This is a genomic window from Rhodococcus sp. NPDC059234, assembly GCF_042754225.1.
Lineage (GTDB): Bacteria > Actinomycetota > Actinomycetes > Mycobacteriales > Mycobacteriaceae > Rhodococcus_G.
Genome location: NZ_JBHZAH010000003.1, coordinates 67,411 through 91,377 on the forward strand (window position 1 = coordinate 67,411; position 23,967 = coordinate 91,377).

The window sequence follows — 23,967 nt, forward strand, 5'->3', positions numbered from 1 at the left end:
GGTCGGCGTCAGGGGCGGGCGAGCAGGACGTCGGTGTCGAAGCAGGTGTGCGTGCCGGTGTGGCACGCGGCGCCCTCCTGGTCGACGACGAGCAGCACCGAGTCGCCGTCGCAGTCGAGCCGCACCTCGTGCACGTACTGGGTGTGACCGGAGGTCTCCCCCTTCACCCAGTACTGCTGACGCGACCGCGAATAGTAGGTCCCCTTGCGGGTTTCCAGCGTGCGGGCCAGCGCCTCGTCGTCCATCCACGCGACCATCAGCACGTCGCCGGTGGACCGTTCCTGGGCGACAGCACTGAACAGACCCGCCTCGTTGCGCTTGAGGCGGGCGGCGATTGCGGGATCGAGACTCATCGGACCACGATACCTTCCGCGCGCATCGCGCCCTTGACCTGCGGAATCGTGAGGTCGCCGAAGTGGAAGACGCTCGCCGCGAGCACCGCATCAGCGCCGGCCTGCACGGCGGGCGCGAAGTCCCCGACCGCACCGGCTCCGCCGCTGGCGATCACGGGCACGTGTACGGCCGCGCGGACGGCCCGGATCATCGGCAGATCGAACCCGGCCTTGGTGCCGTCGGCGTCCATCGAGTTGAGCAGGATCTCCCCCACCCCGAGTTCGGCGCCGCGCTGCGCCCACTCGATCGCGTCGATGCCGGTGCCACGACGACCGCCGTGCGTGGTGACCTCCCAGCCGGACGGGGTCGGTGCCTCGCCCTCGGGCACCGTGCGCGCGTCCACCGAGAGCACGATGCACTGCGAGCCGAACCGCTCGCTGAGCTCGCGCAGCAGCTCCGGCCGGGCGATCGCGGCGGTGTTGACACTGACCTTGTCGGCACCGGCGCGCAGCAGTCGGTCCACGTCCTGCTCGGTGCGGACCCCGCCGCCGACCGTCAGCGGGATGAACACCTGCTCGGCGGTGCGGGTGACCACGTCGAGCATGGTGCCGCGCTCGGAGGTGGACGCGGTGACGTCGAGGAAGGTGAGTTCGTCGGCGCCCTGCGCGTCGTAGACCGCCGCAAGTTCCACGGGATCGCCTGCGTCACGCAGGTTCTCGAAATTGACGCCCTTCACGACGCGGCCCGCGTCCACGTCCAGGCACGGGATGACCCGAACTGCCAACGTCATGTCGTCTTACCTTCCTACCGCCGGATCCAGGTAGCCACCCGGATCGCCCAGAGACTCGAGAATATTCAACACTTCACCGTGCACGCCCGGTGCCGCCGCCAGCACCGACTTCGAACCGATGTGCCAGTCCTGCCCGGCCAGGTCGGTGACCACGCCGCCCGCCGCCCGGACCAGCGCCACCCCCGGCGCGTTGTCCCAGGGGTGGTAGCCGAAGACCACCGACGCCCCGAGCACGCCCGCCGCGGTGAACGCGAGGTCCGCTCCTGTCGAGCCGTGCATCCGCAGCCGCCGGCAGACCCGGCTCACCTCGGCCAGCGCGCGCACCCGGTATGCGCCCGGGATGGGGCCGCGGCCGTCGACGTTGAACGCCCCGAACCCGACCATCGCCTCCGACAGTTGGTGGCGGCGAAGCCCGGGCAGTTCCTCCCCGTTGCAGAACAACGGCCCGTCGACGCTCGCCGCGTACCGCCGATTCATCATCGGCAGCCAGGTCAGCCCGAGGACCGGTCGACCCCGGTCCAACAGCGCCAGCAGAACGCCGGCGGTCGGCAGACCCGACGAGTAGTTCAGAGTGCCGTCCACCGGGTCGAGCACCCACACCGTGCCGTCCGCCAGGTCGGGACCGCCGAATTCCTCGCCGTGCACCGGGATTCCGGTGAGCCGTTCGAGCTCACCGCTGATCCGACGTTCCAGTTCGAGGTCCACCTCGGTGGCGAAGTCCCTGGGCCCCTTGACCACCGCGCTCGGCGCGCCGACGCCGGAGAGGAACCGTTCCACCACCCCGTCGAGCACGCCGCCCGCGATCGAGAGCAACTCGCGCGGGTCGCGGGGCGGGGTCATCGCGGGACCTAGCCGGCGACCGCGGTGAGGGCCTCGGGCAGGGTGAAGCGACCCGCGTAGAGCGCCTTGCCGATGATCGACCCCTCGACGCCCTGGTCGACCAGACCGGCGATCGCCACCAGGTCGTCGAGGCTGGAGATGCCGCCGGACGCGACGACGGGCGCGTCCGTGGCGGCGCAAACCTGGCTCAGCAGTTCGAGATTCGGCCCCGTGAGGGTGCCGTCCTTGCTGACGTCGGTGACGACGTAGCGGGCGCAACCGTCGCGGTCGAGGCGTGCGAGGGTCTCGAACAGGTCGCCGCCCTCGGTGACCCAGCCGCGGCCGCGGAGCTGGTAGCGGCCGTCGACGTTGCGCACATCCAGTCCGACGGCGATCTTGTCGCCGAAGCGGGCGATGGCGCTGGCGCACCATTCGGGGTTCTCGATGGCAGCGGTGCCGAGGTTGACCCGGGCGCAGCCGGTCGCGAGAGCGGCCTCGAGGGAGGCGTCGTCGCGGATTCCACCGGACAGCTCCACCTTGACGTCGAGCTCGCCGATGACGCCGGCCAGCATCTCACGGTTGGATCCACGCCCGAAGGCGGCGTCGAGGTCGACCAGGTGCACCCACTCGGCGCCGGCGTTCTGCCACGCGAGGGCCGCGTCGCGGGGCGATCCGTAGTTGGTCTCGCTCCCTGCCTCCCCCTGAACGAGGCGAACAGCTTCACCGTTGGCGACATCTACAGCAGGCAAAAGGACCAGGCTCACTGCGCCAACCCTAGTGCGTCAGCGCTCCGGGCCGGTGTCCGGGTCGGGCTCACGAGCGGAGGCGGCCTCGGGCCCGTCGTCCGCATCGTCGAACGCCCGCCGGGTCATCCGGGTGGACACCGCTCCCATCGCAGCGATCGCCCCGGCCACCCCGGCCACCACAATCACCAGCCCGACCACCGGTGACGGCCGCAGCGCGGCCACCGCGACCGCCGCGATCACCAGGACCGCGGCCGCTGCGCCGAGCGAATACAGGGCGAGCCGGCCGTAGGAGAACCCGCGCCGCGGCGCCGTCACAGGCTGCGTACCCAGTTCTCGAGCAGCGCGGCGCCCGCGTCGCCCGACTTCTCCGGGTGGAACTGGGTCGCCGAGAGCGGGCCGTTCTCGATCGCGGCGAGGAAGGAACCACCGTGGTTCGCCCAGGTCAGCTTCGGTGGCGCGATGAGTTCCGACTCCGCCAGTTCCCACTTCTGCACGCCGTAGGAGTGCACGAAGTAGAACCGGGTGTCCCGGTCGAGTCCCGCGAACAGCACGCTGTCCTCCGGCGCCTGCAGGGTGTTCCAGCCCATGTGCGGCAGCACCTCCGCCTGCAGCTTCTCGACGGTGCCGGGCCATTCACCGCAGCCGTCGGCCTCCACCCCGTGCTCCACGCCCCGCTCGAACATGATCTGCATGCCGACGCAGATGCCGAGCACCGGGCGACCGCCCGCGAGTCGCTGGCCGATGATCCGCTCACCGCGCACCGCCCGCAGACCCTGCATGCAGGCGGCGAAGGCGCCGACACCGGGCACGACCAGACCGTCCGCGGCCAGCGCCGTCTTCGGGTCGGAGGTCACCTCGACGGCGGCTCCGACGCGAGCGAGCGCCCGCATCGCCGAGTGCAGGTTCCCTGAGCCGTAATCGAGCAGAGCAACGGAGGTCATGACTGAACTCTATCGGCCCGGGGGGACGCCGCCGGAATCCTCCGGCCCAGCGCGAGGGGAATCACCGCCGCGACCGCCACTGCCCCGACCACGAAGACCGCGGGGAAACCGGCCTCCCTCGCCACCACGCCGAGGGCGAGCGCGCCGATTCCGGTGCCCGCGTCGTAGCTGATGTTCCAGGCCGCGCTGGCGGCGCCGAGGCGCGCCGGACCCGCCGAGGTGAACAGCGTCACCAACGCCTCGTTCTGGACCGCGCCGAAGCCGGCACCGAACAGGATCGATCCGGCCAGCAGCAGCGTCACCCGACCGTCGCCCGCGACCGCGACCGCATACATCGCCGCCCCGGCCGCGGAGCAGGCCAACGCGGGGGCCATGATTCGGCCGACCCCGATCCGATCGACGAGCAGGCCGGCTCCGTAGCGGCCGACCAGGATCGCCCCGCTGACGAACGCGAGCGCGACGCCGGCCACCGCGGCCCGATCCTCCACCGCGATGGGCAGCAGGCTCGACGCCCCGCCGTACACGGACGCCACCATCAGCATCGCGAGGCACGGAACGAGCAACAATCGCACCGGGAGCCGATGTCGCGGCCCGTCCGGACGGGCCGCGTGCCGGATCGACGGCAATGCCGCGACGGCGACGACAGCGAGCAGCGGCACCACAGCACCGAGCACGAAGACCAGGCCCCGGTACCCGTGGCCGAAGAGCGCCAAACCGACGGGCAGCGCGATCATCTGGCCGGTGGCGATCGCGATGCCCTGGGCACCGGTTGCCCGGCCGAGCAACTCCTTCGGGGCGAGTTCCGCGACCAGCGCGCTGCCGGCCACCGTCAACAGTCCGAAACCGACACCGCGGACGGCGGAGATGGCGAGCGCGGGTCCCGCCGCGGTGGACAGCAGGAACGCGAGCGCGGGCGCGCCGAGCAGCAGGCAGCCGACTGCGAGGACCGTGCGGTATCCCCACGAACGAAGCAGTCGCGGTGTGACCAGCTGGGTCGCCACCGTGGTGGCCATGAAGACAGCGGTCGCGGCCCCGGCCAGCACGGCCGACCCACCGGCCTCGGAGATCGCCAGCGGCACCACCGGCAGCAACAGCGACCAGCCGCCGAAGGCGGTGAAGCCCATGGTCATCGCCACCGGCATGCCGCGAGTGCGCAGCAGGCTGGGCATCACACGAGCCGAAGCACGCCCGCGACGGCAGCGATGATCGCCAGCGCGACCAACACGCCGGCGGCGAACTTGTTGACCTTCCACAGCGAGTAGGCGCCGCCGATCGCGAATCCGGCCAGCAGGAACAGCCCGTAGATCAGGAAGTCAGACATCGATCACAGCACTCCTGGATTCGCCGCAGGTTCGCTCATGTCAGAGCGCACCCTTGGTCGACGGCACACCGCTCACCCGCGGGTCCGGCTCGACGGCCTCGCGCAACGCCCGCGCGACCGCCTTGAACTCGCCTTCGGTGATGTGGTGCTGGTCGCGCCCGTAGAGCACCCGCACGTGCAGCGCGATGCGCGCGTTCGAGGCGATGGACTCGAAGACGTGCCGATTGATCACCGTCGCGTACGGGACACCGGGGTATCCGCCGATCACGGTGTGCAGCATGTGTTCCGGCTCGCCGGTGTGCACGCAGTAGGGCCGGCCGGAGACGTCGACCGCGGCGTGGACGAGGGACTCGTCCATCGGGATGAACGAGTCGCCGAAGCGGCGGATGCCCTTCTTGTCCCCGAGCGCCTGGCCGAGGGCCTGACCCAGCACGATCGAGGTGTCCTCGACGGTGTGGTGTGCCTCGATCTCGATGTCGCCCTCCGCCTTGACCGTCAGGTCGAAGCTGGCGTGCGCCCCGAGCGCGGTCAGCATGTGGTCGAAGAACGGGATGCCGGTGGAGATGTCGACGATGCCGGTGCCGTCGAGGTTGAGCTCGACGGAGATCGACGATTCCTTGGTGGTGCGCTCGACCTTCGCGATGCGGTCGGTCATCGGTTCCCTCCGGTGGTCAGTTCGGCGGCCGCGACGGCGTCGCTGGCCGCGATGAAGGCGTCGTTCTCGGAGGCGAGCCCGACGGTGGCGCGCAGGAATCCGGGGATGCCCACGTCGCGGATCAGCACCCCGCGGTCGAGGTAGGCCTGCCAGGCGCGGGCGCTGTCGGCGAACTCGCCGAACAGGATGAAGTTCGCGTCCGACGGGATGACGTGGAACCCGGTGTCCGCCAGCGCCTTCGACACCCGGACCCGCTCGGCGGCGAGGGCGTGCACGCTGCCGAGGGTCTCGTCGGCGTGCCGCAAGGCGGCCCGCGCGGCGGCCTGCGTGACCACCGACAGGTGGTACGGCAGCCGCACCAGCAGCAGGGCCTCGACGAACGCCGGTGCGGCGGCGAGGTAGCCGAGCCGGCCGCCGGCGAACGCGAACGCCTTGCTCATCGTCCGCGAGACCACCAGCTTGGTCGGGTACTCGTCGATCAGGGTCAGCGCGCTCGGCGCCTCGGAGAACTCGGCGTACGCCTCGTCGACGATCACGACACCCGGTGCGGCGTCGAGGATCAGCCGCAGCGACGCGATCGGGATGCTGTGCCCGGTCGGGTTGTTGGGGCTGGTGACGAACACGACGTCGGGCCGCTGGTCGGCGATCGCGGCGACGGCCGCGTCCACGTCCAGGGCGAAGTCGGCGCCGCGCAGCACCGGCAGCCACGCGGTATCGGTGCCGTCGGAGATGATCGGGTGCATCGAGTAGGACGGCACGAAACCCATTGCGCTGCGGCCCGGTCCGGCGAAGGCCTGCAGCAGCTGCTGCAGGATCTCGTTGGAGCCGTTGGCCGCCCACACGTTGTCGACCGTGACCGGTACCCCGGTCTGGCGCGTCAGGTACGCGGCCAGGTCGGTGCGCAGCGCGACGGCGTCGCGGTCCGGGTAGCGGTGCAGCTCCCGGGCCGCCTCACGGACCGACTCGGCGACGTCGTCGACGAGCGCCCTGGTCGGCGGGTGCGGGTTCTCGTTGGTGTTGAGCTGTACCGGCACCGTCAACTGTGGGGCTCCGTAGGCCGACTTGCCGCGCAGGTTCTCCCGCAGCGGCAGGTCGTCGACCGTCACCGCCGCGCCGGGCACGGCGCTCACCGCAAGGCCTCGAAGCGCAGCCGCACGGCCTCACCGTGGGCGGGCAGGTCCTCGGCGTTCGCCAGGTTGATCACGTGCTGCGAAACGTCCTTCAGCGCCGACTCCGAGTAGTCGACGATGTGGATGCCACGCAGGAAGGTCTGCACGCTCAGTCCGGACGAGTGCCGGGCACAACCCGCGGTGGGCAGGACGTGGTTCGAGCCCGCGCAGTAGTCGCCGAGGCTGACCGGGGCCCAGGGGCCGACGAAGATCGCGCCGGCACTGCGCACACGCGCCGCGACTGCGGAGGCGTCCTCGGTCTGGATCTCGAGGTGCTCCGCGGCGTACGCGTTGACGACCTCGAGTCCCTTGTCGATCGAGTCGACGAGCACGGTGCCGGACTGGCTGCCTGCCAGCGCGGTGGCGACCCGCTCGCGGTGCTTGGTCAGTTCCAGCTGTGCGGTGAGCGCGTCGTCGACGGCGTCGGCGAGTTCGGTCGAGGTGGTGACCAGCACGGAGGCCGCCATCACGTCGTGCTCGGCCTGGCTGATCAGGTCGGCGGCGACGTGCACCGGGTCGGCGGTGTGGTCGGCGAGGATCGCGATCTCGGTGGGCCCGGCCTCGGCGTCGATGCCGACCAGCCCGCGGCACAGCCGCTTGGCTGCGGTGACGTAGATGTTTCCCGGTCCGGTGATCAGGTCCACGGGGGCCAGTTCCGCGCCGTCGGTGTCGGTGCCGCCGTAGGCCAGCAGGGCGACGCCCTGGCCGCCGCCGACCGCCCACACCTCCTCGACGCCGAGCAGCTGCGCGGCGGCCAGGATGGTCGGGTGCGGGAGTCCGCCGAACGCGGCCTGCGGCGGGGAGGCGACGACCAGCGAGCCCACACCCGCGGTCTGCGCGGGCACCACGTTCATCACGACGGACGAGGGGTAGACGGCGTTGCCGCCGGGCACGTACAGCCCGACCCGCTCGACCGGCACCCAGCGCTCGGTGACGACGCCGCCCGGGACGACCTCGGTGACGGTGTCGGTGCGCCGCTGGTCGGCGTGCACCTTGCGGGTGCGTTCGATCGCGACCTCGAGCGCGGCGCGCACGTCCGGGTCGAGCTCGTCGAGAGCGCGGACCAGCTCGGCGGCAGGTACCCGCACCGTGCCGGGCCGAACGCCGTCGAACTTCTCGCCGTACTCGAGCGCGGCCTCGGCGCCCCGGTCGCGGACCGCCTCGACCATCGGGCGCACCTGATGCAGCACCGCGTCCACGTCCACTCCACCTCGGGGCAGAGCCGACCGGAGTTCGGCGAGGGTGGGGGTTCGACCGCGCAGATCTACGCGGGCGAGCTCGGTGCGGGCAGGCATGAGGGTCCCTTCGAAAGGATGGGTTTGTATCGATTATCCAGGATAGTTGCCAGCCATTTTCGCCAGCCGCCCGTGCGGCGCGTCCGGCCCGGTCGGACAAGAGCCCTCGCGGCGCCCCGCGCCGGACGCCGCGGCTCGTTGCATTCGCCCGTGACGCGGCGGAAATTAGTGCATCCTGCGTCAGCAGCGGTCGGTCGCGACACGCTCGAGTCGGTGGGACGCCGAATCCGAATCGGAGAGGAACTGTTCATCGCGGTGGGACCGACGAAGACCCACCTCGAGGTTGATCGTGCGCACGCCGGACGGGCGAGGTCCAGCGCGGTCGGCGACCCTGCCCACGGCCGACGAGCAGGCGGATCGCCCCGGCGGCCGCGAGCGCCAGTGCGCACGCGAGCGGCAGGTAGTCGCCACCGCGGTCGTAGATCGTGGTCCGCGCGAACAGCGGCACCTCGACCACCATGGCGCCGTGCGCGTCGGCGGGCAGCCACGCCAGCGTGTTGCCGCGGGCGTCGAAGCCCGCCGACACCCCGGTCAGCGCCGCGACGACCGCCGGCCGCCCGGACTCCGCGGCGCGCACGGCCCCGAAACTCGCCAGCTGCGCGGGCGCCCAGCTGCCCTGGAAGGTGGCGGTGGAGGTCTGGTAGACCAGCAGTCTCGCCCCACCCCGCGCCTGGGCGCGGGCCAGGTCGGGGAACGTCAGCTCGAACGAGACGAGCGGTCCGATCGCGAGCCCACCGGCGTCCATGACGACCAGCCCGTGACCGGGTTCGCGGTTCTCTCGCGCGGCGGCGGTGATCCGGCTGATCCAACCGAGCCGATCCCGCAGCGGCACGTACTCGCCGAACGGCACCAGCCGGGTCTTGCGGTAGGTCGCGACGATGCCGTGCGCGTCGACGAGGGTCGCGGTCTTGGCTATTCCGCCGGACGTGCCCACCCGGGCATCGACGTTGACGAGCAGGTCGGATCCCACGGACGCCGACAGCGCCGCGAGCCGCGCGAGGACCTCGGGATGCTCGCCCAGGTCGTCGTCGACGCTGCTCTCGCCCCACACCACGAGGCCGACGTCGCCGGCCACCGTGCGGGTCAACTCCTCCTCCCTGGGTCGAGCGTCACCGGCGACGATTCCGGGCTGGATCAGCGCGACCCGCGTCCGGTCCGCTGTCGTCGGAGCCGGCGTGCTCAGGTACCAGAGCGGCCCCGCCGCGAGCGCGATCACGACCGTGAGGGCCCCGACCGCGCGGGCACCCGCGGGAGTCACCAGCAGCAGTGCCAATCCGGTGTTCGCCGCGACGATCGCGAAACCCACGAGCCACACTCCGCCCACCGCGGCGAGGCCGAGCACGGTCGGATGCGCCCACTGGGTCGCGCCGAGCAGCGACCAGGGTCCGCCGAACCACTGCCAGGACCGGACCGCCTCGAGCACCGTCCAGCCGGCCGGCACACCGAGCACGGCGGCGACGGCCCGAGCACCGGTGACGTGTCCGCGCAGCAGGATCCACACCAGCACACCCCACCCGCACCACAGCAGGGCGAGCAGTGCGACCGCGATCGGAAAGAAGTAGCGGAGATTCGGCACCAGCCAGTACTGGGTCGCGGCGAGGAACCCGACGCCGGTGAGCCAGCCGAGCAGCGCCGCTTCCCGGGCCGAACCGGCACCCCTCAGCAGCAGCAGCGCGGGCACCAGCGCCACCCAGGCGAACCACCCGAGGCTCGGCTCGGGGAAGGCGAGCACCGGCGCGGCGCCGGCGAGCAGCGCGCCCGCCCGGCGGGTCCATCGCGACTTCCCCAGTGCGGCAACCGGTTCGCTGCCATCCGAGCCTGACACGACGGGACCTGTCAGGCCTCCGCGGGCGTGAGGGCCGCCTTCGGCCCCGACTCCGACACCACCGCGTCGCCGGTGGCGGCGCGGACGAACTCACCGATCCGGGCGATCGCGCGCCCGGCCTCGGGCACCAGGTCGGCGGCGGCGTGGAACACGTGCACCTGCCGGTCCCACACCTCGAGCGTGACCGGTACCCCCGCGGCGCCGAGCCGCTGGGCCATCAGTTCCGCGTCCGGGTAGAGCATCTCCGTGGACCCGACCTGGATCAGCACCGGCGGCAGCCCGGTCAGGACGCTGTCGACCGGACTGCGCGTGCGTCCGCCCACCTCTCTGGGTGCGCGACGATTCACGCGTTCGGTGATCTCGGCGAGCGCGACGATCACCGACCGGGGAATCAGGGGGCAGTCGTCGGCGCCGGGATTGGCGAGCTTGCCCGCCGGGTTCAGATCGGTCAGCGGCGAGAGCGCGACCAGGGCCGCCGGACTGGGCAGTCCCAGCTCGGCGGCGGCGAGCGCCGTCATGAAGGTCAGATAGCCGCCAGCCGAGTCGCCCGCGACCACGATGCGGTTCGGGTCGTACCCACGGTCGAGCAGCCACCGGTAACCGGCCACCCCGTCGGCGACGGCGTCACCGATGGGATACCGCGGCAGCATTCGGTAGTCCACGCTGAGCACGCCTGCCCCGACCGCATCGCCAACACGCGCCGCGAGCCTGCGGTGCGTGTTGAGCCCGCAGGTGAGGAACCCACCCCCGTGGAGGTAGAGCACCGCGCGTTCGCCCCCGCCGGCCGCAGGGGTCCACTCGGCGTCACACTCGTCCAGACGCACCCGCTGACTGCGTGCACCTCTGGTCGGCGGCAGGAACCGGGCGGCGTAGTCCAGTAGGCCCGCCGGCCACAGCGGGCTGGGCCAGCATCCCCACACCCCGAGCACCGGCTTGACGGTGTGGCGCAGCGCGCCGGCGAGGAGCTGGGACCGCAGACTGGCACCGGGGATGAACTGGGGTTCGACGGCAACCGCCATGTGCGGCGTTCGCGCACCGGTCGACCGTTTCCTGGTCGACTGCGCTTTCCTTGTCGACTGCGCTGGGTTCCTGGTCGACATTCCTGACGCCGACCGCGGTGCAGCCACGCGGCGGACGGTCCGCTTCGACGGTGATGGGTTCGCTACCATCTCGAGCTCCCGGCGGGTGTTGCAGACATCACTGCCGAAAGTTCAGGGGCAGTTGAATCATGGTACGTGACGCAGAACACATTTACGAGCCTGTAACAAACGGAAACGCACGCGACCTGCCGCGCCGTGGCCTCCGCGAGCTGGTGGCAGCCGCGACGGGACGGGCCTACCGTTGAACTGAGGGTCGGGCGACGGGCGACCGCCACGCCGGCCGGGTCCTCGGACGACGTGATCGTGGGAGTCGAGATGGCCGCGTTCGGCGTGGTGGCGGTGTTGCTGGGCCTGCTGCTCATCCTGGTGGAGGCACACACCCCCACCTCGGGCGTGCTCGGCGGCATCGCGGTGCTCGCGATCGGCGCCGGCATATGGATGCTGTTCCTCTCCGGCGGCGCGGGCCAGGTGGTCGCGGTGCCGGTGGCACTCGGTGTCGCCGGCATCGGAATCGGTGTCTCCGCGGTCGCGGGCCGCAAGGTCGTCGCCGCGCGACGGGCGCCGGTACGCGGCGGACCGCAGTCGCTGGTGGGCACCCACGCGACCGTCAGCAGTTGGTCCGGTCCCGTCGGCCAGGTGCGCGCGGACGGCGGACTGTGGTCGGCCCGCATCGAGTTCGGCTATCCCGACGACCCCGCACCCGCCGCCGGCGAGTCGGTGGTCGTGGAGGGCGTGCACGGCCTGACGCTCACTGTCCGTCGAACCGAGCCCTGGGAGGTGCCGCCGTGACCGTCCTGATCGCGCTGGTCGTAGTCCTGGTCATCCTCGCGCTGGTGGTCCCCGGCACCGCGGTGCGCGTGCTGCGCGAGTACGAACGCGCGGTCGTCTTCCGGCTCGGCCGGGTGCTCGAGGTCAAGGGACCCGGCCTGGTGCTGCTGATCCCCGCCGTCGATCGGATGGTTCGCGTCGGCCTGCGTACGGTGACGCTGAACGTCCCGGTGCAGGAGGTCATCACGCGCGACAACGTGCCCGCCCGGGTGACCGCGGTCGCGTACTTCCGGGTGCTCGACGCCAACCGTGCGGTGGTCGAGGTCGAGGACTTCCTCGCGGCGACCACCCAGATCGCCCAGACCACGCTGCGCTCGGTGCTCGGCAAGGCCGAGCTCGACACCCTGCTCTCGGACCGCGACCGCCTCAACGACGACCTGCAGAAGGTAATCGACCAGCAGACCGAACCCTGGGGAGTCAAGGTCACCACGGTGGAGATCAAGGACGTCGAGATCCCCGAGAACATGCAGCGCGCCATCGCCCGCCAGGCCGAGGCCGAACGCGAGCGGCGCGCGAAGATCATCAACGCTGAGGGCGAGTTCCAGGCGTCCGCGAAGCTGGCCGAGGCCGCCGGCGTGATCAGCCGGAACCCGACCACCCTCCAGCTGCGTTACCTGCAGACGCTCCGCGAGGTCGGCGGCGAGCACAACTCCACGGTGATCTTCCCGCTGCCGATCGACCTGATTCGGCCGTTCCTCGACCCTCCGGCACCCGCCGCCCGGCGACCGGCACCGGAGGGTGCGGCAGGTCAGGACCCGTCGGGAAGCACGAACTCGCCCTGATCGCCGAAGTCGACCTGCCGGCGAGCGTTGGCGAGGGCACTGACGACGCAGGTGCCGATCGGTCCCCGGCGGTCGTACATCGTGGTGGTGCCGACCGCGACACCGTCGGCGCTGATGTGGTCGTCCGCCTCGAGCCCGATCTCGGCGCCCTCGGGCAGCCGGGCCAGCACCAGCGTCATGTCGACGTTGATGAACCCGACGCCGTCGGTACCCCAGTTGGTCATCAGGCTGGTCGGTTCACCCGCCATCGCGGCCCGCACGAATGGGGACGGAGCCTCGCCGTCGACCACCGAAGGATGCTGCGCCCACATGCGTTTGCGACTCGCGCCCTGATGCTCGAGCATCGAGTGGGACCAGCCGTCGGGGTGGTCGTCGCTGCCGAAGAACGGCGGCGCCGGTTCACCCGTGGCGATGTGCGCCGGCGGCGGCGACGGCCGGTGCTCGCGAGTCCACACCCGTCCCGGTGGCTGCTCCGACGGGCGCAGGAACACCGCGGTCGCGCGTGCGACCGCGTCCCCGTCCTGCAGGAGTTCGGCGTCGGCGACCCGGATGCGGTTGCCGTCCCGGACCGCGGTGGTGTGGGTGGTCAACGGACGAGTCCGGGCCGGCGCGAACAGGTCGACGGTGAGCCGTGCGGGCACGAATCCGTCTCCGCCGTGACCCTCCTCGAGGGCACGGGCGACGAGTCCGCACAGTGCCACGCCGCTGACCATGTCCGGCGACCACCGGCTGATCGCGAAGCCCTGGGCGAGGTGCCCGTCGGGTGTGGAGGTGAAGAACGCGAGCGGGTCGGTCACGGCGAGGCCCTTTCGTACGGTGTCAGGTCCATGATCACCGGCCCACGGCGAAAGAGTTAACTGATTCGGCGGTGCACAGTGTGAGTTTCGCCATACCGTGCGCGCCGGCCGACTACCGTGCCGATCGTGGCCCGATCCATTCATCTCCTCGCCCGGCTCGTGACCGCGCTGTGCATCACGGCGGCGGCCGCGCTCGCGGCGTCCTCCCCCGCCCAGGCGACACCGGCGCTCTCCACGCTCGGTCCGGACTTCGAGTGGGGCGTCGCGACTTCGGGGTTCCAGGCCGAAGGTCCGCCCCCGGACAGCAATTGGTCCCGCTACATCGCGGCGGGCAAGACGCACGACCCCTACGGCTCGGGCCCGGACTTCCGGCACCGCTACGCCGAGGACATCGCCGACGCCGCGGCCATGGGCGTCGGGGTGTTCCGTTTCTCCGTCGAATGGGCGCGCGTGCAGCCGGCACCCGGTGTGTGGGACGAGGCCGAGTTCGCCTACTACGACGACGTGGTCCGTCAGATCCGTGCCCACGGCATGAAACCGATGATCACCCTCGACCACTTCGTGTATCCCGGCTGGGTCGCCGATCGCGGCGGCTGGGGCAGCGACGAGACCGTCGGGCTCTGGCTGACCAACGCGGAACACGTGATCGCCCGCTATGCCGGTGTCGGCGCCGACTGGATCACCATCAACGAACCGACCGCCTTCGCGCTCAAGGAACTGACCTTCGGCGGTATCAGCGCTGTCGGAGTCCCGCTGATGATGGACCGACTGGTGCGCGCACACCGCGGCGCCTACGACATCGTGCACCGGCTCGATCCCGGCGCACGGGTGTCGAGCAACGTCTCCTACATCCCCGCCGTCGAAGCCGGGCTCGACGCGACCTTCGCCGACCGGGTGCGCGACAAGCTCGACTTCATCGGGGTGGACTACTACTACGGCGTCTCGCTGGACAACCTCACCGCCGCGAACGCGGTCAGCGACGCCTTCTACGACATCACGCCCCAGCCGGACGGCATCTACCACGCGGTGATGCACTATGCCCAGCGCTACCCCGAGCTGCCGATCTACATCGTCGAGAACGGGATGCCGACGGACAACGCGAAGCCGCGGGCGGACGGGTACACCCGCTCCGACCACCTGCGAGACCACGTCTACTGGCTGACCCGGGCAAAGGCCGACGGCGCCAAGGTGATCGGATACAACTACTGGTCGATCACCGACAACTACGAGTGGGGCAGCTACCGGAACCGGTTCGGCCTCTACACGGTCGACGTGCTCACCGACCCGACGCTCACCCGCAGGCCCACCGACGCCGTCGCCACGTACCGCGACGTGATCGCCGCGGGAGGGGTCGCAGCCGACTACCAGCCGGTGCTGCGACAGTCGGTGTGCTCGCTGGTGAACCCGCCGCAGAGCTGTCTGAACCCGCCACGCTCCGGGGCGCCGAGCGGATCGTCCGGCAGCTGAGCGCTCAGCGGTACCGGCGCTGCAGGCCGAGCAGGGTGGCCGTGATCCCGTCGGCGTTCTTGCCGGGGAACCGGCCCAGTTCGAGGCCCTTGGCGATCGGGGACGTCGAGTAGTCGAACACCTCGGTGACCTCGGTCTGCGGCCTCTCGCCCGCCTCGCCCGTCACGTCCACGAACTCCCACCGCCACCGGTGACCGAACGGGTGTCGCCACTCGATGAGCCGGTCCGGCTCGAAGGCGGTGACGACGCTGGTGATCCGGTAGGGCAGGCAGAACATCCGCATGTCGACCGAGAACTTGTCGCCGAGCGCGAGCCGCTGCGGGCCGGAGACGGTCGACTTCACGGTTCCGGATCCGTCCAGGTCTGCGTGCTTCCGCGGGTCCGCTACCTGGTCGAACAGGTCAGCCGGGGCGGCGGCGACCACGGCGCGCCGGGCAACCTTGCGGCGTCCGAGATCGACGGATTCGACGGGATTCGCCATGCAGTCACGGTACGCCCGGGGCCCGTTCCGGCGGTACCAATAGGCTCTGGCCCATGGCATGGCAGGTCTGGTTGGCGTTTCTCGGCGCGGCGTGGGTGATCAGCCTGTCGCCGGGGGCGGGTGCCATCGCGTCGATGTCGGCGGGGTTGAACCACGGCCTGCGCCGCGGGTACTGGAACATCGTCGGCCTGCAGTTGGGCCTGCTGTTGCAGATCGTGATCGTCGCGGCGGGCGTGGGCGCATTGCTCGCGAGCTCGGCGCTCGCGTTCACCGTGATCAAGTGGTTCGGCGTCGCGTACCTGCTCTACCTCGGCGTCCGGCAGTGGCGGGCCACCCCCACCGAGGTCACCGCGGACACGGATCAGCCCGGCGGATCCGCGGTCGCGCTGGTCACCCGAGGATTCCTGGTCAACGCCAGCAATCCGAAGGCCGTGGTGTTCATGCTCGCCGTGCTGCCGCAGTTCCTCGACCCCGGCTCGGCGCTGGTCCCGCAGTACGCGATCATCGCGGCCACGATGATCGCCGTCGACGTCATCGTGATGACCGGCTACACCGGCCTCGCCGCACGGGTGCTCACGGTCATGCGTTCCCCACGCCAGCAGCGAGTCACCGGCCGGGTGTTCTCCGGCCTGTTCTTCACCGCGGCCGCGTTCCTGTCGCTGGTGGGCAGGGCCGCGACGACGGTGTAGCTCAGCCCTGCGGCGCGCCGATGTCGACCATCCAGCCGATCCCGAACTTGTCGGTGCACATGCCGAATTCGTCGCCCCACATCTGTTTCTCCAGCGGTACCGCGATGGCGCCGCCGTCGACCAGCTTCGCCCAGTAGCCACGCAGTTCGTCGGCGTCGTCGCCGCTGAGGCTCACCGCGATGTTGGTGCCCGGATTGTGTTCCATCCCCGGCGGGGTGTCGGCGCCCATCAGGGTGAATCCGGCCGGCGTCTCGAGCATGCCGTGCATGATGTTGTCGGCGCCGGGGGCCTCCGCGTCGCCGAACTCGCCGAAGGTACTCAGCGTGAGGGTGCCACCGAAGACACCGCGGTAGAACTCCATCGCCTCGCGGGCGTTGTCGGTGAAGCTGATGTACGGGTTGAGACGAGAGGACATGAGGATCTCCTTGTCGTGAAAACCGTCGTCGGTGATCGCCTCCGCTGCGCCACTGAAGACTAGCGCGCGACAGCGACGACGACACGCCCCTTCCGGCAGGCAGAGCCTGCTCGCCGCCGCCGCCCAACGCGTCCGCGGAGGGCTCTTTCTCCTCCCTAGGGTGCCTATCTCGGGGTCCGCTGCCGTCCGAGAATTGTCGGGCACCCACGACGACGAGCCCGCGTCCTCCCCGCTGGCCGCGACCGGCAGCCGCCGACCGTCGCCGGGGCGCAGCGGCCCCGGGCAGCGCCTCACGGGGAATCGCCGCCGACTCACGATCGCCTGGCACCGTCCGAGGAGAACGCACATGCACACCGAATTCGTCTCATACGTCCGCATGCAGGCCACCGCCTACGGGGACGGTCGGGCCTACACCTACTACCGCGAGGTGGGCCTCGACCTGTTCGAGGAGGTCCACACCTTCCGCGAACTGGACCGGAGGGCGAGGGCCACGGCGGCGTGGCTCGGCGGGCAGCCGGAGGCGGACCGACCGGTCCTGCTGCTGTACGTCGACGCGATCGACTTCCTGCCCGCATTCCTCGGCTGCCTGTACGCGGGAGTTGTCGCCGTCCCGGCTCCACTACCGCACGACGCGGAGAGCAGGCGGCGGCTGGCCGGCATGCTCGATGACGCCGACATCGGCATGGTGCTCACGACGTCCGGCGTCGGCGACCTCGTGACCTCCTGGCTTCGCGACAACGGGCGGGCCGGCACGGTGTCCTGGGTGAGCACGGACAGCGGCCGCCTCGGCGACGCCGACGCGTGGCGGATGCCCGAACTCGGCGGCGACACGGTCGCGTTCCTCCAGTACACCTCGGGTTCGACGAGCGAACCCAAGGGCGTCGTGGTCACGCACGGCAATCTGCTGCACAACGAGGGGACCATCACCGAGGCGATCGGCATCGACGACTCGTCGACCGGGGTCAGCTGGCTGCCGCACTTCCACGACATGGGCCTGATCGGGATGCTGGCGGCGATCTACGCCGGCGCCGACCTCGTCATGATGTCGCCGCTCGCCTTCCTCAAGCGCCCGGTCCGCTGGCTGGAGCTGATCGACCGCCACGGCGCCCAGTTCACGGTCGCCCCGAACTTCGCCTACGACCTGGTGGCGCGGCGGGTGACCGACGCGCAACTGGCGGGACTGGACCTGTCCTCGCTGAAGGTCGCGCTCAACGGTGCCGAGCCGGTGCGCTCACGCACCCTCGACGCGGTCGTCGACCGACTCGGGACCGCGGGATTTCCGGCGGCCGCCTTCACGGCGGCGTACGGCATGGCCGAGGTGACCCTGCTCGCGACGGCAGGCGAGATCGCCGCGCCGCCCCGGACCATCGACGTCGACGCGGCGGCCCTCGAGCACCACGAGGCCGTGCCGTGCACCGGCGACCGCGGTGTCCGGCTGGTCAGCTGCGGCCGCCCGCGCGACCTCGACATCCGCATCGTGGACCCGGACACCGGAATCGCCCTGCCCGACAACCGTGTCGGCGAGGTCTGGATCCGCGGCTCGAGCGTCACCGCCGGCTACTGGAACCGCCCCGACGAGACCGATGAGAGGTTCGGCGCCCACCTCGGCGGCGAGGGTCCGTTTCTTCGTACGGGAGACCTGGGTCTGCGGCACCGTGACGAGCTGTTCGTCACCGGACGCCTGACCGACCTGTTGATCGTCAACGGGCGCAACCTGTATCCGCAGGACGTCGAGGAGGTCGTCCGCGAGGTGCATCCCGCACTCGAAGCGGCCGCCGGGGTGGCGTTCTCGGTCGAGACCGGAGATCGGGAGCGGCTGCTGGTGATCCAGGAGGTGCGGACGAGCCTGCTCGCAGGCCTCGCGCCTGCCGACCTCGCGGCGCTGATCAAGATCGCCGTGGCCCGGCACTTCGACGTGCCCGCCCCCGACGTCGTGCTGCTCGACCGGCGCGGGGTGCACCGCACCACGAGCGGCAAGGTGCAGCGTCGGGCGATGCGTAAGTCCTTCCTGGCCGACGCGTTCACGCCGCTGCACGAAGACCTCACCCCGACGGTGCAACGACTGCGAGCCACCGTGTAGCCCCCCTTCGACACCCAGCACCCGCCGCCGCAGAACCCTCAGGAGATCTCCATGTACAACTCGCAGACCACCGCAGACACGCTCGCCCCGATCACGCACTGGCTCACCGATCGGGTGGCCGATCACCTCGACCTCCCCGCGGAGGACGTCGACCCGACGGTTGAGCTCGCCGTCATGGGGATGGACTCCGTGGCCACAGTGAACCTGTGCGGCGAGATCGAGGATCGCTGGCTGATGTATGTCGACGCCACCCTGGTCTTCGACTACCCGACGATCGCGCAGATCGCCGGCTTCGTCGCCGACGCGATCGCGGACCGATCGGCGACCGCGTCATGACCGACATCGCGATAGTCGGGCTCGACTGCCGCTTCCCCCAGGCCCCGAACCCGGAGGCGCTGTGGTCGCTGCTGATGAGCGGCGGGGACGGCATCGTCGACGTCCCTGCCGAGCGTTGGTCGACGACCGAGATCTACTCCCCCGAGGGCGGGCCGGGCACGGTCAACACCCGCAGCGGCGGGTTCCTCACCGACGCCGATGCCTTCGACCACCAGTTCTTCGGCATCCCCCCACGCGAAGCCGCGGCGATGGATCCACAGCAACGACTGCTGCTCCAGGCCGCCTGGCGCGCGTTGGAGGACGCCACGCTCGACCCTCGCGCTCAGGCTGGGTCGAACACCGGCGTGTACGTCGGCGTCATGGCCAACGAGTGGGCTCACCTGCAGATGCGCGACTACTCGAAGATCACGCCCCAACTCGGTTCGGGAAACGGGTACTTCATGACAGCCAACCGCGTCTCGTACCAGCTGGACCTGCGCGGCCCGAGTGTCGCCGTCGACACCGCCTGCTCGTCGTCGCTGGTGGCCGTCCACATGGCGTGCGCCGCGCTCCAGGCCGGGGAATGCGACCAGGCACTCGCTGGCGGGGTCAACGTCGTGCTCACCCCCGCCCTGAGCGTCTTCTACACCCAGGCCGGGCTCTCGGCCCCGGACGGCCACTGCAAGCCGTTCAGCGCGAACGCGGACGGCATCGGCCGTGGTGAGGGCGTCGCCGTGCTCGCCCTACGCCGACTGGAGGACGCCCAATCCGCCGGGCTCCCGGTGTACGCCGTGATCAGGGGCAGCGCGGTCAACTCCGACGGCCGCAGCAACGGCATCACCGCGCCCAGCCGGTGGGCCCAGCAACAGGTCGTCGCCGAGGCGTACCGGCGCGCGGGCGTGTGCCCCGACCAGGTCGCCTTCGTCGAGACCCACGGAACCGGAACGGTGCTCGGCGACATGATCGAGGCCAAGGCACTCGGTCACGTGCACGGCACGCCACGTCCGCAGCCGTGCGCGATCGGCTCGATCAAGGGCAACCTCGGGCATACCGAGGGGGCCGCGGGCATCGCCGGACTGATCAAGGTCGCGCTGAGCCTGCACCACCGGGTGGTGCCGCCGAGTCGGTACGCCGAGCAGCAGAACCCCACCCTGCGTCTCGACGACCACGGCCTCCGGCTCCTCACCGAGCCGCTGCCGCTGCCGCTGCCACCCGATCCCCTCTACGCCGGCGTGAGCAGTTTCGGCCTCGGCGGGACGAACGCGCACATGCTCCTCGCGAGCGCACCGGACCGGCCGGCGGCCCCGGAATCCACGGACGGTGGCGTCGTCACGGTGTCGTCGACCAGTCGAGAAGGGCTGCGACGCAACATGACACGCCTCGCGGACCATCTCGCCGGGCAGCCGGCGGGACGGCTCGCGCAGCTGTGCTGGTCCAGCAACGAGATCAAGTCGTCCGGCCGCCACCGCGTTGCGATCGCGGCGACGCACCTGGACCGGGCCGTCGCAGATCTGCGCGCCACGGCGAACGACGACGCCCGGCTCTCCGCCGCGGCCGGAGTCGCCCGCGCGGTGAGCACAGGATGGTTGTTCACTGGACAGGGTTCCCAGTACCGGGGAATGTCGGCGCCGCTCCACGAGCGGTGCGGAAGCTACCGCCGGGCCCTTGCTGAGGTGGACGAGCGGATGGCACCCCACCTCGGGCGCTCGGTGCGCGAACTCGTCCTTGGCGGTGGCGACCTCGACCGGACCGAGCACGCGCAGCCTGCCCTCTTCGCGATGCAGTACGCACTCGCCACGACGCTCACCGAGGTCGGCGTCGAACCGGCCTGGATCGTCGGTCACAGCGTCGGCGAGTACGCTGCAGCGGTCCTCGCCGGGGTGTTCGACCTCGGCGACGCGTGCCGACTGATCGCCGCACGTGGGCGGCTGATGCAGGCGCTGCCGGCCGGTGGTGGCATGCTCGCCGTCCGCGCGATCGCGGCCGAGGTCGCCGACCTGGTCACCGCGGAACCACTGGTGTCGGTGGCGGCGGTGAACGGTCCCCGGGACCTCGTGCTCTCCGGCGCCGGCGAGGCACTCCGACGGATCGCCGACGACCTGACGCGGCGCGCTGTGGCCGCACGCCCCGTCGCCGTCTCCCACGCGTTCCATTCCCCGTTGATGGACCCGATGACGGCGGCCTTCGCCGACGTCGCGGCCGCCTGCACCTTCGCCCCACCCGCCATTCCCCTCTACTCGACCGTGCGGGGCCGGCTGATCGGTGTCGACGAGACGATGGACGCGCAGTACTGGATCGATCACATCCGCGGGCCCGTGGCGTTCGCCGACACGCTGGCGACCGCGCTGACGACCGACCCCACCCACCTGATCGAGCTCGGCCCGCGGCCCGCCCTCACCGCGATGGTCACCCGCGGCCATCCCGACCTGACGGTGCCCCGTCTCGTCCCCTGCCCTGGGCCGGACGCGACCGGACGCGAACTGATGGAGGTGGTCGCAGCCCTGTACCGGGACGGCCACGACCCGAACTGGAACGCACTGTACGAGCCGAGCCAGCGAGTTCGTCGCTCCGTCGGCGGATACGAGTTCGACACCGGCCCCCGCTACCGAGCCGACAGCACCGTCCCCGACCGGTCACCGAATCCCCCCGTGTCGGAGGACAAGACCATGGAAAGCCTGATCCAGCTCTTTCGCGAGCAGAACGCCCTCCTGTCGGCCGCCGCCCGCGGCGGGGCGGTCGTGAGCCCTGCCGTGCCGGCCACCGCCACGCCGGCGCGGTCGGTCGCGGAACCGACCGGACATCGACTCACCGACGACGCGGTGACCGTGGCTGTCCGCGCCGAGATCGCCCGGGTGACAGGCCATTCCATCGACTCCCTGCGTGCGGCCCACACCATGATCGGCGACCTCGGCTTCGACTCGATCATGGTCAGCGACCTGGCCGCGGGCCTGACCCGGGCGCTCCCCGGCCTGATCGTCGACGGCGGCTGGTTCTCCGCGACCGGCACCCTCGGCGACCTCGAGGACCTGGTCCGCTCCCAGCTCGGCACCGCGGCGCCGCGACCCTCCGGCCGCCCGGACAGCCCGGACAGCCCGGACAGCCCGCAGCCGGGAATACCCGCCGAGTGCTACCTCGTCGCGGAGTTCCCCGAGGTCAAGGCCATGGCAGAGCGATTGGCCCTCGGTGACGCACACGGACTGTCGAACCCGTACTTCCTGGTCAACGACGGGATCACCCGGGACACGTCGATCATCGGCGGGCAGGAAGTGCTCAACTTCTCGAGCTACAACTACCTCGGCATGTCCGGTCACCCGCGCGTCGTGTCGGCGGTGCAGGACGCGGTGGCCCGCTACGGCAGTTCCTGCTCCGCCAGCAGACTGATCTCCGGAGAGAAGCCACTGCACGGGGAGCTCGAGGCCGAACTCGCCGCATTGCTCGGCACCGAGGACGCCATCTCGCTGGTGAGCGGCCACGCGACCAACGTGACCGTGATCGGCCACCTCGTCGGCCCCGACGACCTCGTCATCCACGACAGCCTCGCCCACGACAGCATCCTGCAGGGTTGCACGCTCTCCGGTGCGACACGAAGGTCGTTCCCGCACAACGACCACGGCGCCCTCGACGCCATCCTCACCGAGATCCGGCCGCGGTACCGTCGGGTTCTCGTCCTCGTCGAGGGCGTGTACAGCCAGGACGGGGACATCCCCGACCTTCCCGCCGTGATCGCGGTGAAGAAGAAGCACAAGGCGATGCTGATGATCGACGAGGCGCACAGCATCGGCGTCCTCGGCGCCACCGGAGGCGGCATCGGCGAGCACTTCGGCGTCGACCGCGGCGATGTGGAGCTGTGGTCCGGAACAATGTCGAAGGCACTGGCCGGCTGCGGCGGTTACGTCGCCGGCAGCCATGAGCTGATCCGCTACCTCAAGTACACCACCCCAGGGTTCGTCTACAGCGTCGGCATGACACCGTCGAACGCGGCCGCCGCCCTGGCCGCACTGCGGCAGATGCGAGCCGAGCCCGAACTGCTCGACCGTCTCCACCGGCACTCCCGACTGTTCCTGAACCTGGCCGTCGAGGCCGGCATCGACACCGGCGAGAGCCACGACACCCCGATCGTGCCGTGCATCGTAGGGGATTCGGTGACGACCCTGAAGCTGTCCCGGGCCCTGCTCTCGCGGGGAGTGAACGTGAATCCGATCCTGTATCCGGCAGTGCCCGAGGACAAGGCACGCTTGCGTTTCTTCGTGACCTCCTGCCACAGCGAGGACCAGATCCGCTACGCGGTCAAGACCACGACCGAGGAACTCGCACTGCTCGAGGCCGCTCGATGACCGTGACGACGACCGAGCTGACCCCCTACCTCGACGAGGGAATCGAAGCCGACGGTCGGCTGCGACTGTTCTGCTTCCACCATGCCGGTGGCGGATCGTCGACGTACCACCGGTGGCGCCGCGCGCTCGGGCCCCATGTCGCGGTCGTGCCGGTGCAGCTGCCCGGTCGGGGTCGTCGCACCGCCCACCGCAGGTTCGTCGACCTCGAGCGGCAGCTCGACGATCTCGAAACTCATCTCGGCGAGCACCTGTGCGCCCCGCACGCCTTCTTCGGTCACAGCATGGGAGCACTCGTCGCATTCCGACTGGCGTGCCGCCGCAGCTCGGCCGGTCAGCCGATGCCCCGGGCGCTGCTCCTCTCTGCGTACGCGGCGCCGCATCTGCCCGCGCCGCTGCCCGCCGTCGACCACCTGGACGATGCCGCCCTCGCCCGGCTGCTCACGTCCATCGGAGGCCTTCCCGCCGAGATCGTCTCGTGGCCGGGCCTGCTCGGCGCTGTGCTCCCGGCGATCCGGGACGACCTTCGGATGTGCGCCGACCACCGAGACCCGGGACTGCCGCCGCTCGACTGCCCGATGCACCTGTTCGGAGCCGATGCCGACCCCCTCGTCGGTGAGCGCGACCTGCGAGCCTGGAGCCGGCACACCACCGATCTCGCGGGCGTGCACGTCCTCCACGGCGACCACTTCTACCTCGACAACTCACCCGACGATCTTCTGCGCCTGCTGCGGCCACTGCTACGCCGCTACTCGCGCACCACGTCGACGAACGTCGCGGAGTGATCG

At 70.8% G+C, this 23,967-nt stretch carries 24 protein-coding genes; 8 read left to right on the top strand and 16 right to left on the bottom strand.

Annotated elements, in window-relative coordinates; genetic code table 11:
- Positions 1–8 precede the first annotated feature (8 nt).
- The 13 genes from hisI to ACFXGJ_RS01330 form a co-directional block, all read right to left on the bottom strand.
- The gene (gene hisI, locus ACFXGJ_RS01270; RefSeq protein ID WP_378615637.1) at positions 9–353 is read right to left on the bottom strand and encodes a phosphoribosyl-AMP cyclohydrolase; all 345 of its coding nucleotides are present in this window, start codon (positions 351–353) and stop codon (positions 9–11) included.
- Positions 350–1,123: an imidazole glycerol phosphate synthase subunit HisF gene (gene hisF, locus ACFXGJ_RS01275; RefSeq protein WP_378615639.1), complete on the bottom strand. Its 774-nt coding sequence runs from the start codon at positions 1,121–1,123 to the stop codon at positions 350–352. Before hisF ends, hisI begins: the two co-directional genes overlap by 4 nt.
- Before the next feature lie 6 nt (positions 1,124–1,129).
- Positions 1,130–1,963 carry an inositol monophosphatase family protein gene (locus ACFXGJ_RS01280; protein WP_378615641.1) on the bottom strand — a complete coding sequence of 278 codons (834 nt, stop codon included), beginning with the start codon at positions 1,961–1,963 and terminating at the stop codon, positions 1,130–1,132.
- Between the two features lie 8 nt (positions 1,964–1,971).
- Complete coding sequence (priA, locus tag ACFXGJ_RS01285; RefSeq protein WP_378615643.1) at positions 1,972–2,706, bottom strand: bifunctional 1-(5-phosphoribosyl)-5-((5-phosphoribosylamino)methylideneamino)imidazole-4-carboxamide isomerase/phosphoribosylanthranilate isomerase PriA; 735 nt, start codon at positions 2,704–2,706, stop codon at positions 1,972–1,974.
- A gap of 18 nt (positions 2,707–2,724) precedes the next feature.
- A complete protein-coding gene (locus tag ACFXGJ_RS01290) occupies positions 2,725–3,003 on the bottom strand; it encodes a hypothetical protein (RefSeq protein WP_378615645.1) in 279 nt (92 codons plus the stop codon).
- The gene (gene hisH, locus ACFXGJ_RS01295) at positions 3,000–3,629 is read right to left on the bottom strand and encodes an imidazole glycerol phosphate synthase subunit HisH (RefSeq protein ID WP_378615647.1); all 630 of its coding nucleotides are present in this window, start codon (positions 3,627–3,629) and stop codon (positions 3,000–3,002) included. The genes ACFXGJ_RS01290 and hisH overlap by 4 nt, the downstream gene beginning before the upstream one ends.
- Positions 3,626–4,798 carry an MFS transporter gene (locus tag ACFXGJ_RS01300; RefSeq protein ID WP_378615649.1) on the bottom strand — a complete coding sequence of 391 codons (1,173 nt, stop codon included), beginning with the start codon at positions 4,796–4,798 and terminating at the stop codon, positions 3,626–3,628. Before ACFXGJ_RS01300 ends, hisH begins: the two co-directional genes overlap by 4 nt.
- Positions 4,798–4,950: a hypothetical protein gene (locus ACFXGJ_RS01305; RefSeq protein WP_378615651.1), complete on the bottom strand. Its 153-nt coding sequence runs from the start codon at positions 4,948–4,950 to the stop codon at positions 4,798–4,800. The genes ACFXGJ_RS01300 and ACFXGJ_RS01305 overlap by 1 nt, the downstream gene beginning before the upstream one ends.
- A 40-nt stretch (positions 4,951–4,990) precedes the next feature.
- Positions 4,991–5,605, bottom strand: a complete 615-nt coding sequence (gene hisB / locus ACFXGJ_RS01310) for an imidazoleglycerol-phosphate dehydratase HisB (protein WP_378615653.1) — start codon at positions 5,603–5,605, stop codon at positions 4,991–4,993.
- Positions 5,602–6,735, bottom strand: coding sequence for a histidinol-phosphate transaminase (locus tag ACFXGJ_RS01315; protein ID WP_378615655.1), 1,134 nt, complete (start codon positions 6,733–6,735; stop codon positions 5,602–5,604). The genes hisB and ACFXGJ_RS01315 overlap by 4 nt, the downstream gene beginning before the upstream one ends.
- Positions 6,732–8,069, bottom strand: a complete 1,338-nt coding sequence (gene hisD, locus ACFXGJ_RS01320) for a histidinol dehydrogenase (protein ID WP_378615657.1) — start codon at positions 8,067–8,069, stop codon at positions 6,732–6,734. Before hisD ends, ACFXGJ_RS01315 begins: the two co-directional genes overlap by 4 nt.
- 247 nt (positions 8,070–8,316) lie before the next feature.
- The gene (lnt, locus tag ACFXGJ_RS01325) at positions 8,317–9,894 is read right to left on the bottom strand and encodes an apolipoprotein N-acyltransferase (RefSeq protein ID WP_378615659.1); all 1,578 of its coding nucleotides are present in this window, start codon (positions 9,892–9,894) and stop codon (positions 8,317–8,319) included.
- 11 nt (positions 9,895–9,905) lie between these two features.
- Positions 9,906–10,913, bottom strand: coding sequence for an alpha/beta hydrolase (locus tag ACFXGJ_RS01330; protein WP_378615661.1), 1,008 nt, complete (start codon positions 10,911–10,913; stop codon positions 9,906–9,908).
- Positions 10,914–11,309: 396 nt separating this feature from the next.
- Between ACFXGJ_RS01330 and ACFXGJ_RS01335 the strand changes: the two genes are divergently transcribed.
- Both ACFXGJ_RS01335 and ACFXGJ_RS01340 read left to right on the top strand, forming a co-directional pair.
- Positions 11,310–11,783 carry an NfeD family protein gene (locus ACFXGJ_RS01335; RefSeq protein ID WP_378615717.1) on the top strand — a complete coding sequence of 158 codons (474 nt, stop codon included), beginning with the start codon at positions 11,310–11,312 and terminating at the stop codon, positions 11,781–11,783.
- Complete coding sequence (locus ACFXGJ_RS01340; RefSeq protein WP_378615663.1) at positions 11,780–12,604, top strand: slipin family protein; 825 nt, start codon at positions 11,780–11,782, stop codon at positions 12,602–12,604. The genes ACFXGJ_RS01335 and ACFXGJ_RS01340 overlap by 4 nt, the downstream gene beginning before the upstream one ends.
- On the opposite strand, the gene ACFXGJ_RS01345 is transcribed toward ACFXGJ_RS01340, so the two are convergent.
- Positions 12,571–13,401: a thioesterase family protein gene (locus ACFXGJ_RS01345; protein ID WP_378615665.1), complete on the bottom strand. Its 831-nt coding sequence runs from the start codon at positions 13,399–13,401 to the stop codon at positions 12,571–12,573. The genes ACFXGJ_RS01340 and ACFXGJ_RS01345 overlap by 34 nt on opposite strands.
- Positions 13,402–13,527: 126 nt before the next feature.
- Here ACFXGJ_RS01345 and ACFXGJ_RS01350 point away from each other — a divergent pair, with 126 nt between their 5' ends.
- The gene (locus ACFXGJ_RS01350) at positions 13,528–14,868 is read left to right on the top strand and encodes a family 1 glycosylhydrolase (RefSeq protein WP_378615667.1); all 1,341 of its coding nucleotides are present in this window, start codon (positions 13,528–13,530) and stop codon (positions 14,866–14,868) included.
- Positions 14,869–14,872: 4 nt separating this feature from the next.
- Here ACFXGJ_RS01350 and ACFXGJ_RS01355 read toward each other — a convergent pair whose 3' ends face one another.
- Positions 14,873–15,349, bottom strand: a complete 477-nt coding sequence (locus tag ACFXGJ_RS01355) for an SRPBCC family protein (protein WP_378615669.1) — start codon at positions 15,347–15,349, stop codon at positions 14,873–14,875.
- Between the two features lie 53 nt (positions 15,350–15,402).
- On the opposite strand from ACFXGJ_RS01355, the gene ACFXGJ_RS01360 reads away from it, so the two are divergent.
- Positions 15,403–16,038 carry a LysE family transporter gene (locus tag ACFXGJ_RS01360; RefSeq protein WP_378615671.1) on the top strand — a complete coding sequence of 212 codons (636 nt, stop codon included), beginning with the start codon at positions 15,403–15,405 and terminating at the stop codon, positions 16,036–16,038.
- Between the two features lies 1 nt (position 16,039).
- Here ACFXGJ_RS01360 and ACFXGJ_RS01365 read toward each other — a convergent pair whose 3' ends face one another.
- A complete protein-coding gene (locus tag ACFXGJ_RS01365; protein ID WP_378615673.1) occupies positions 16,040–16,453 on the bottom strand; it encodes a VOC family protein in 414 nt (137 codons plus the stop codon).
- Positions 16,454–16,799: 346 nt separating this feature from the next.
- Between ACFXGJ_RS01365 and ACFXGJ_RS01370 the strand changes: the two genes are divergently transcribed.
- The 4 genes from ACFXGJ_RS01370 to ACFXGJ_RS01385 are packed head-to-tail and all read left to right on the top strand — an operon-like array spanning position 16,800 to position 23,964.
- A complete protein-coding gene (locus ACFXGJ_RS01370; RefSeq protein WP_378615675.1) occupies positions 16,800–18,533 on the top strand; it encodes a fatty acyl-AMP ligase in 1,734 nt (577 codons plus the stop codon).
- 51 nt (positions 18,534–18,584) lie between these two features.
- Positions 18,585–18,869, top strand: a complete 285-nt coding sequence (locus tag ACFXGJ_RS01375; protein WP_378615677.1) for an acyl carrier protein — start codon at positions 18,585–18,587, stop codon at positions 18,867–18,869.
- A complete protein-coding gene (locus tag ACFXGJ_RS01380) occupies positions 18,866–23,182 on the top strand; it encodes a type I polyketide synthase (protein ID WP_378615679.1) in 4,317 nt (1,438 codons plus the stop codon). Before ACFXGJ_RS01375 ends, ACFXGJ_RS01380 begins: the two co-directional genes overlap by 4 nt.
- Positions 23,179–23,964, top strand: coding sequence for a thioesterase II family protein (locus ACFXGJ_RS01385; protein ID WP_378615681.1), 786 nt, complete (start codon positions 23,179–23,181; stop codon positions 23,962–23,964). Before ACFXGJ_RS01380 ends, ACFXGJ_RS01385 begins: the two co-directional genes overlap by 4 nt.
- Positions 23,965–23,967 lie beyond the last annotated feature (3 nt).

Bases quoted from the DNA above. Each gene is read 5' to 3' on its own strand.
- hisI (WP_378615637.1), bottom strand. From the start codon at position 353: ATGAGTCTCGATCCCGCAATCGCCGCCCGCCTCAAGCGCAACGAGGCG.
- hisF (WP_378615639.1), bottom strand. From the start codon at position 1,123: ATGACGTTGGCAGTTCGGGTCATCCCGTGCCTGGACGTGGACGCGGGC.
- ACFXGJ_RS01280 (WP_378615641.1), bottom strand. From the start codon at position 1,963: ATGACCCCGCCCCGCGACCCGCGCGAGTTGCTCTCGATCGCGGGCGGC.
- hisH (WP_378615647.1), bottom strand. From the start codon at position 3,629: ATGACCTCCGTTGCTCTGCTCGATTACGGCTCAGGGAACCTGCACTCG.
- ACFXGJ_RS01300 (WP_378615649.1), bottom strand. From the start codon at position 4,798: ATGCCCAGCCTGCTGCGCACTCGCGGCATGCCGGTGGCGATGACCATG.
- ACFXGJ_RS01305 (WP_378615651.1), bottom strand. From the start codon at position 4,950: ATGTCTGACTTCCTGATCTACGGGCTGTTCCTGCTGGCCGGATTCGCG.
- hisB (WP_378615653.1), bottom strand. From the start codon at position 5,605: ATGACCGACCGCATCGCGAAGGTCGAGCGCACCACCAAGGAATCGTCG.
- hisD (WP_378615657.1), bottom strand. From the start codon at position 8,069: ATGCCTGCCCGCACCGAGCTCGCCCGCGTAGATCTGCGCGGTCGAACC.
- ACFXGJ_RS01330 (WP_378615661.1), bottom strand. From the start codon at position 10,913: ATGGCGGTTGCCGTCGAACCCCAGTTCATCCCCGGTGCCAGTCTGCGG.
- ACFXGJ_RS01335 (WP_378615717.1), top strand. From the start codon at position 11,310: ATGGCCGCGTTCGGCGTGGTGGCGGTGTTGCTGGGCCTGCTGCTCATC.
- ACFXGJ_RS01355 (WP_378615669.1), bottom strand. From the start codon at position 15,349: ATGGCGAATCCCGTCGAATCCGTCGATCTCGGACGCCGCAAGGTTGCC.
- ACFXGJ_RS01360 (WP_378615671.1), top strand. From the start codon at position 15,403: ATGGCATGGCAGGTCTGGTTGGCGTTTCTCGGCGCGGCGTGGGTGATC.
- ACFXGJ_RS01365 (WP_378615673.1), bottom strand. From the start codon at position 16,453: ATGTCCTCTCGTCTCAACCCGTACATCAGCTTCACCGACAACGCCCGC.
- ACFXGJ_RS01370 (WP_378615675.1), top strand. From the start codon at position 16,800: ATGCACACCGAATTCGTCTCATACGTCCGCATGCAGGCCACCGCCTAC.
- ACFXGJ_RS01375 (WP_378615677.1), top strand. From the start codon at position 18,585: ATGTACAACTCGCAGACCACCGCAGACACGCTCGCCCCGATCACGCAC.
- ACFXGJ_RS01380 (WP_378615679.1), top strand. From the start codon at position 18,866: ATGACCGACATCGCGATAGTCGGGCTCGACTGCCGCTTCCCCCAGGCC.
- ACFXGJ_RS01385 (WP_378615681.1), top strand. From the start codon at position 23,179: ATGACCGTGACGACGACCGAGCTGACCCCCTACCTCGACGAGGGAATC.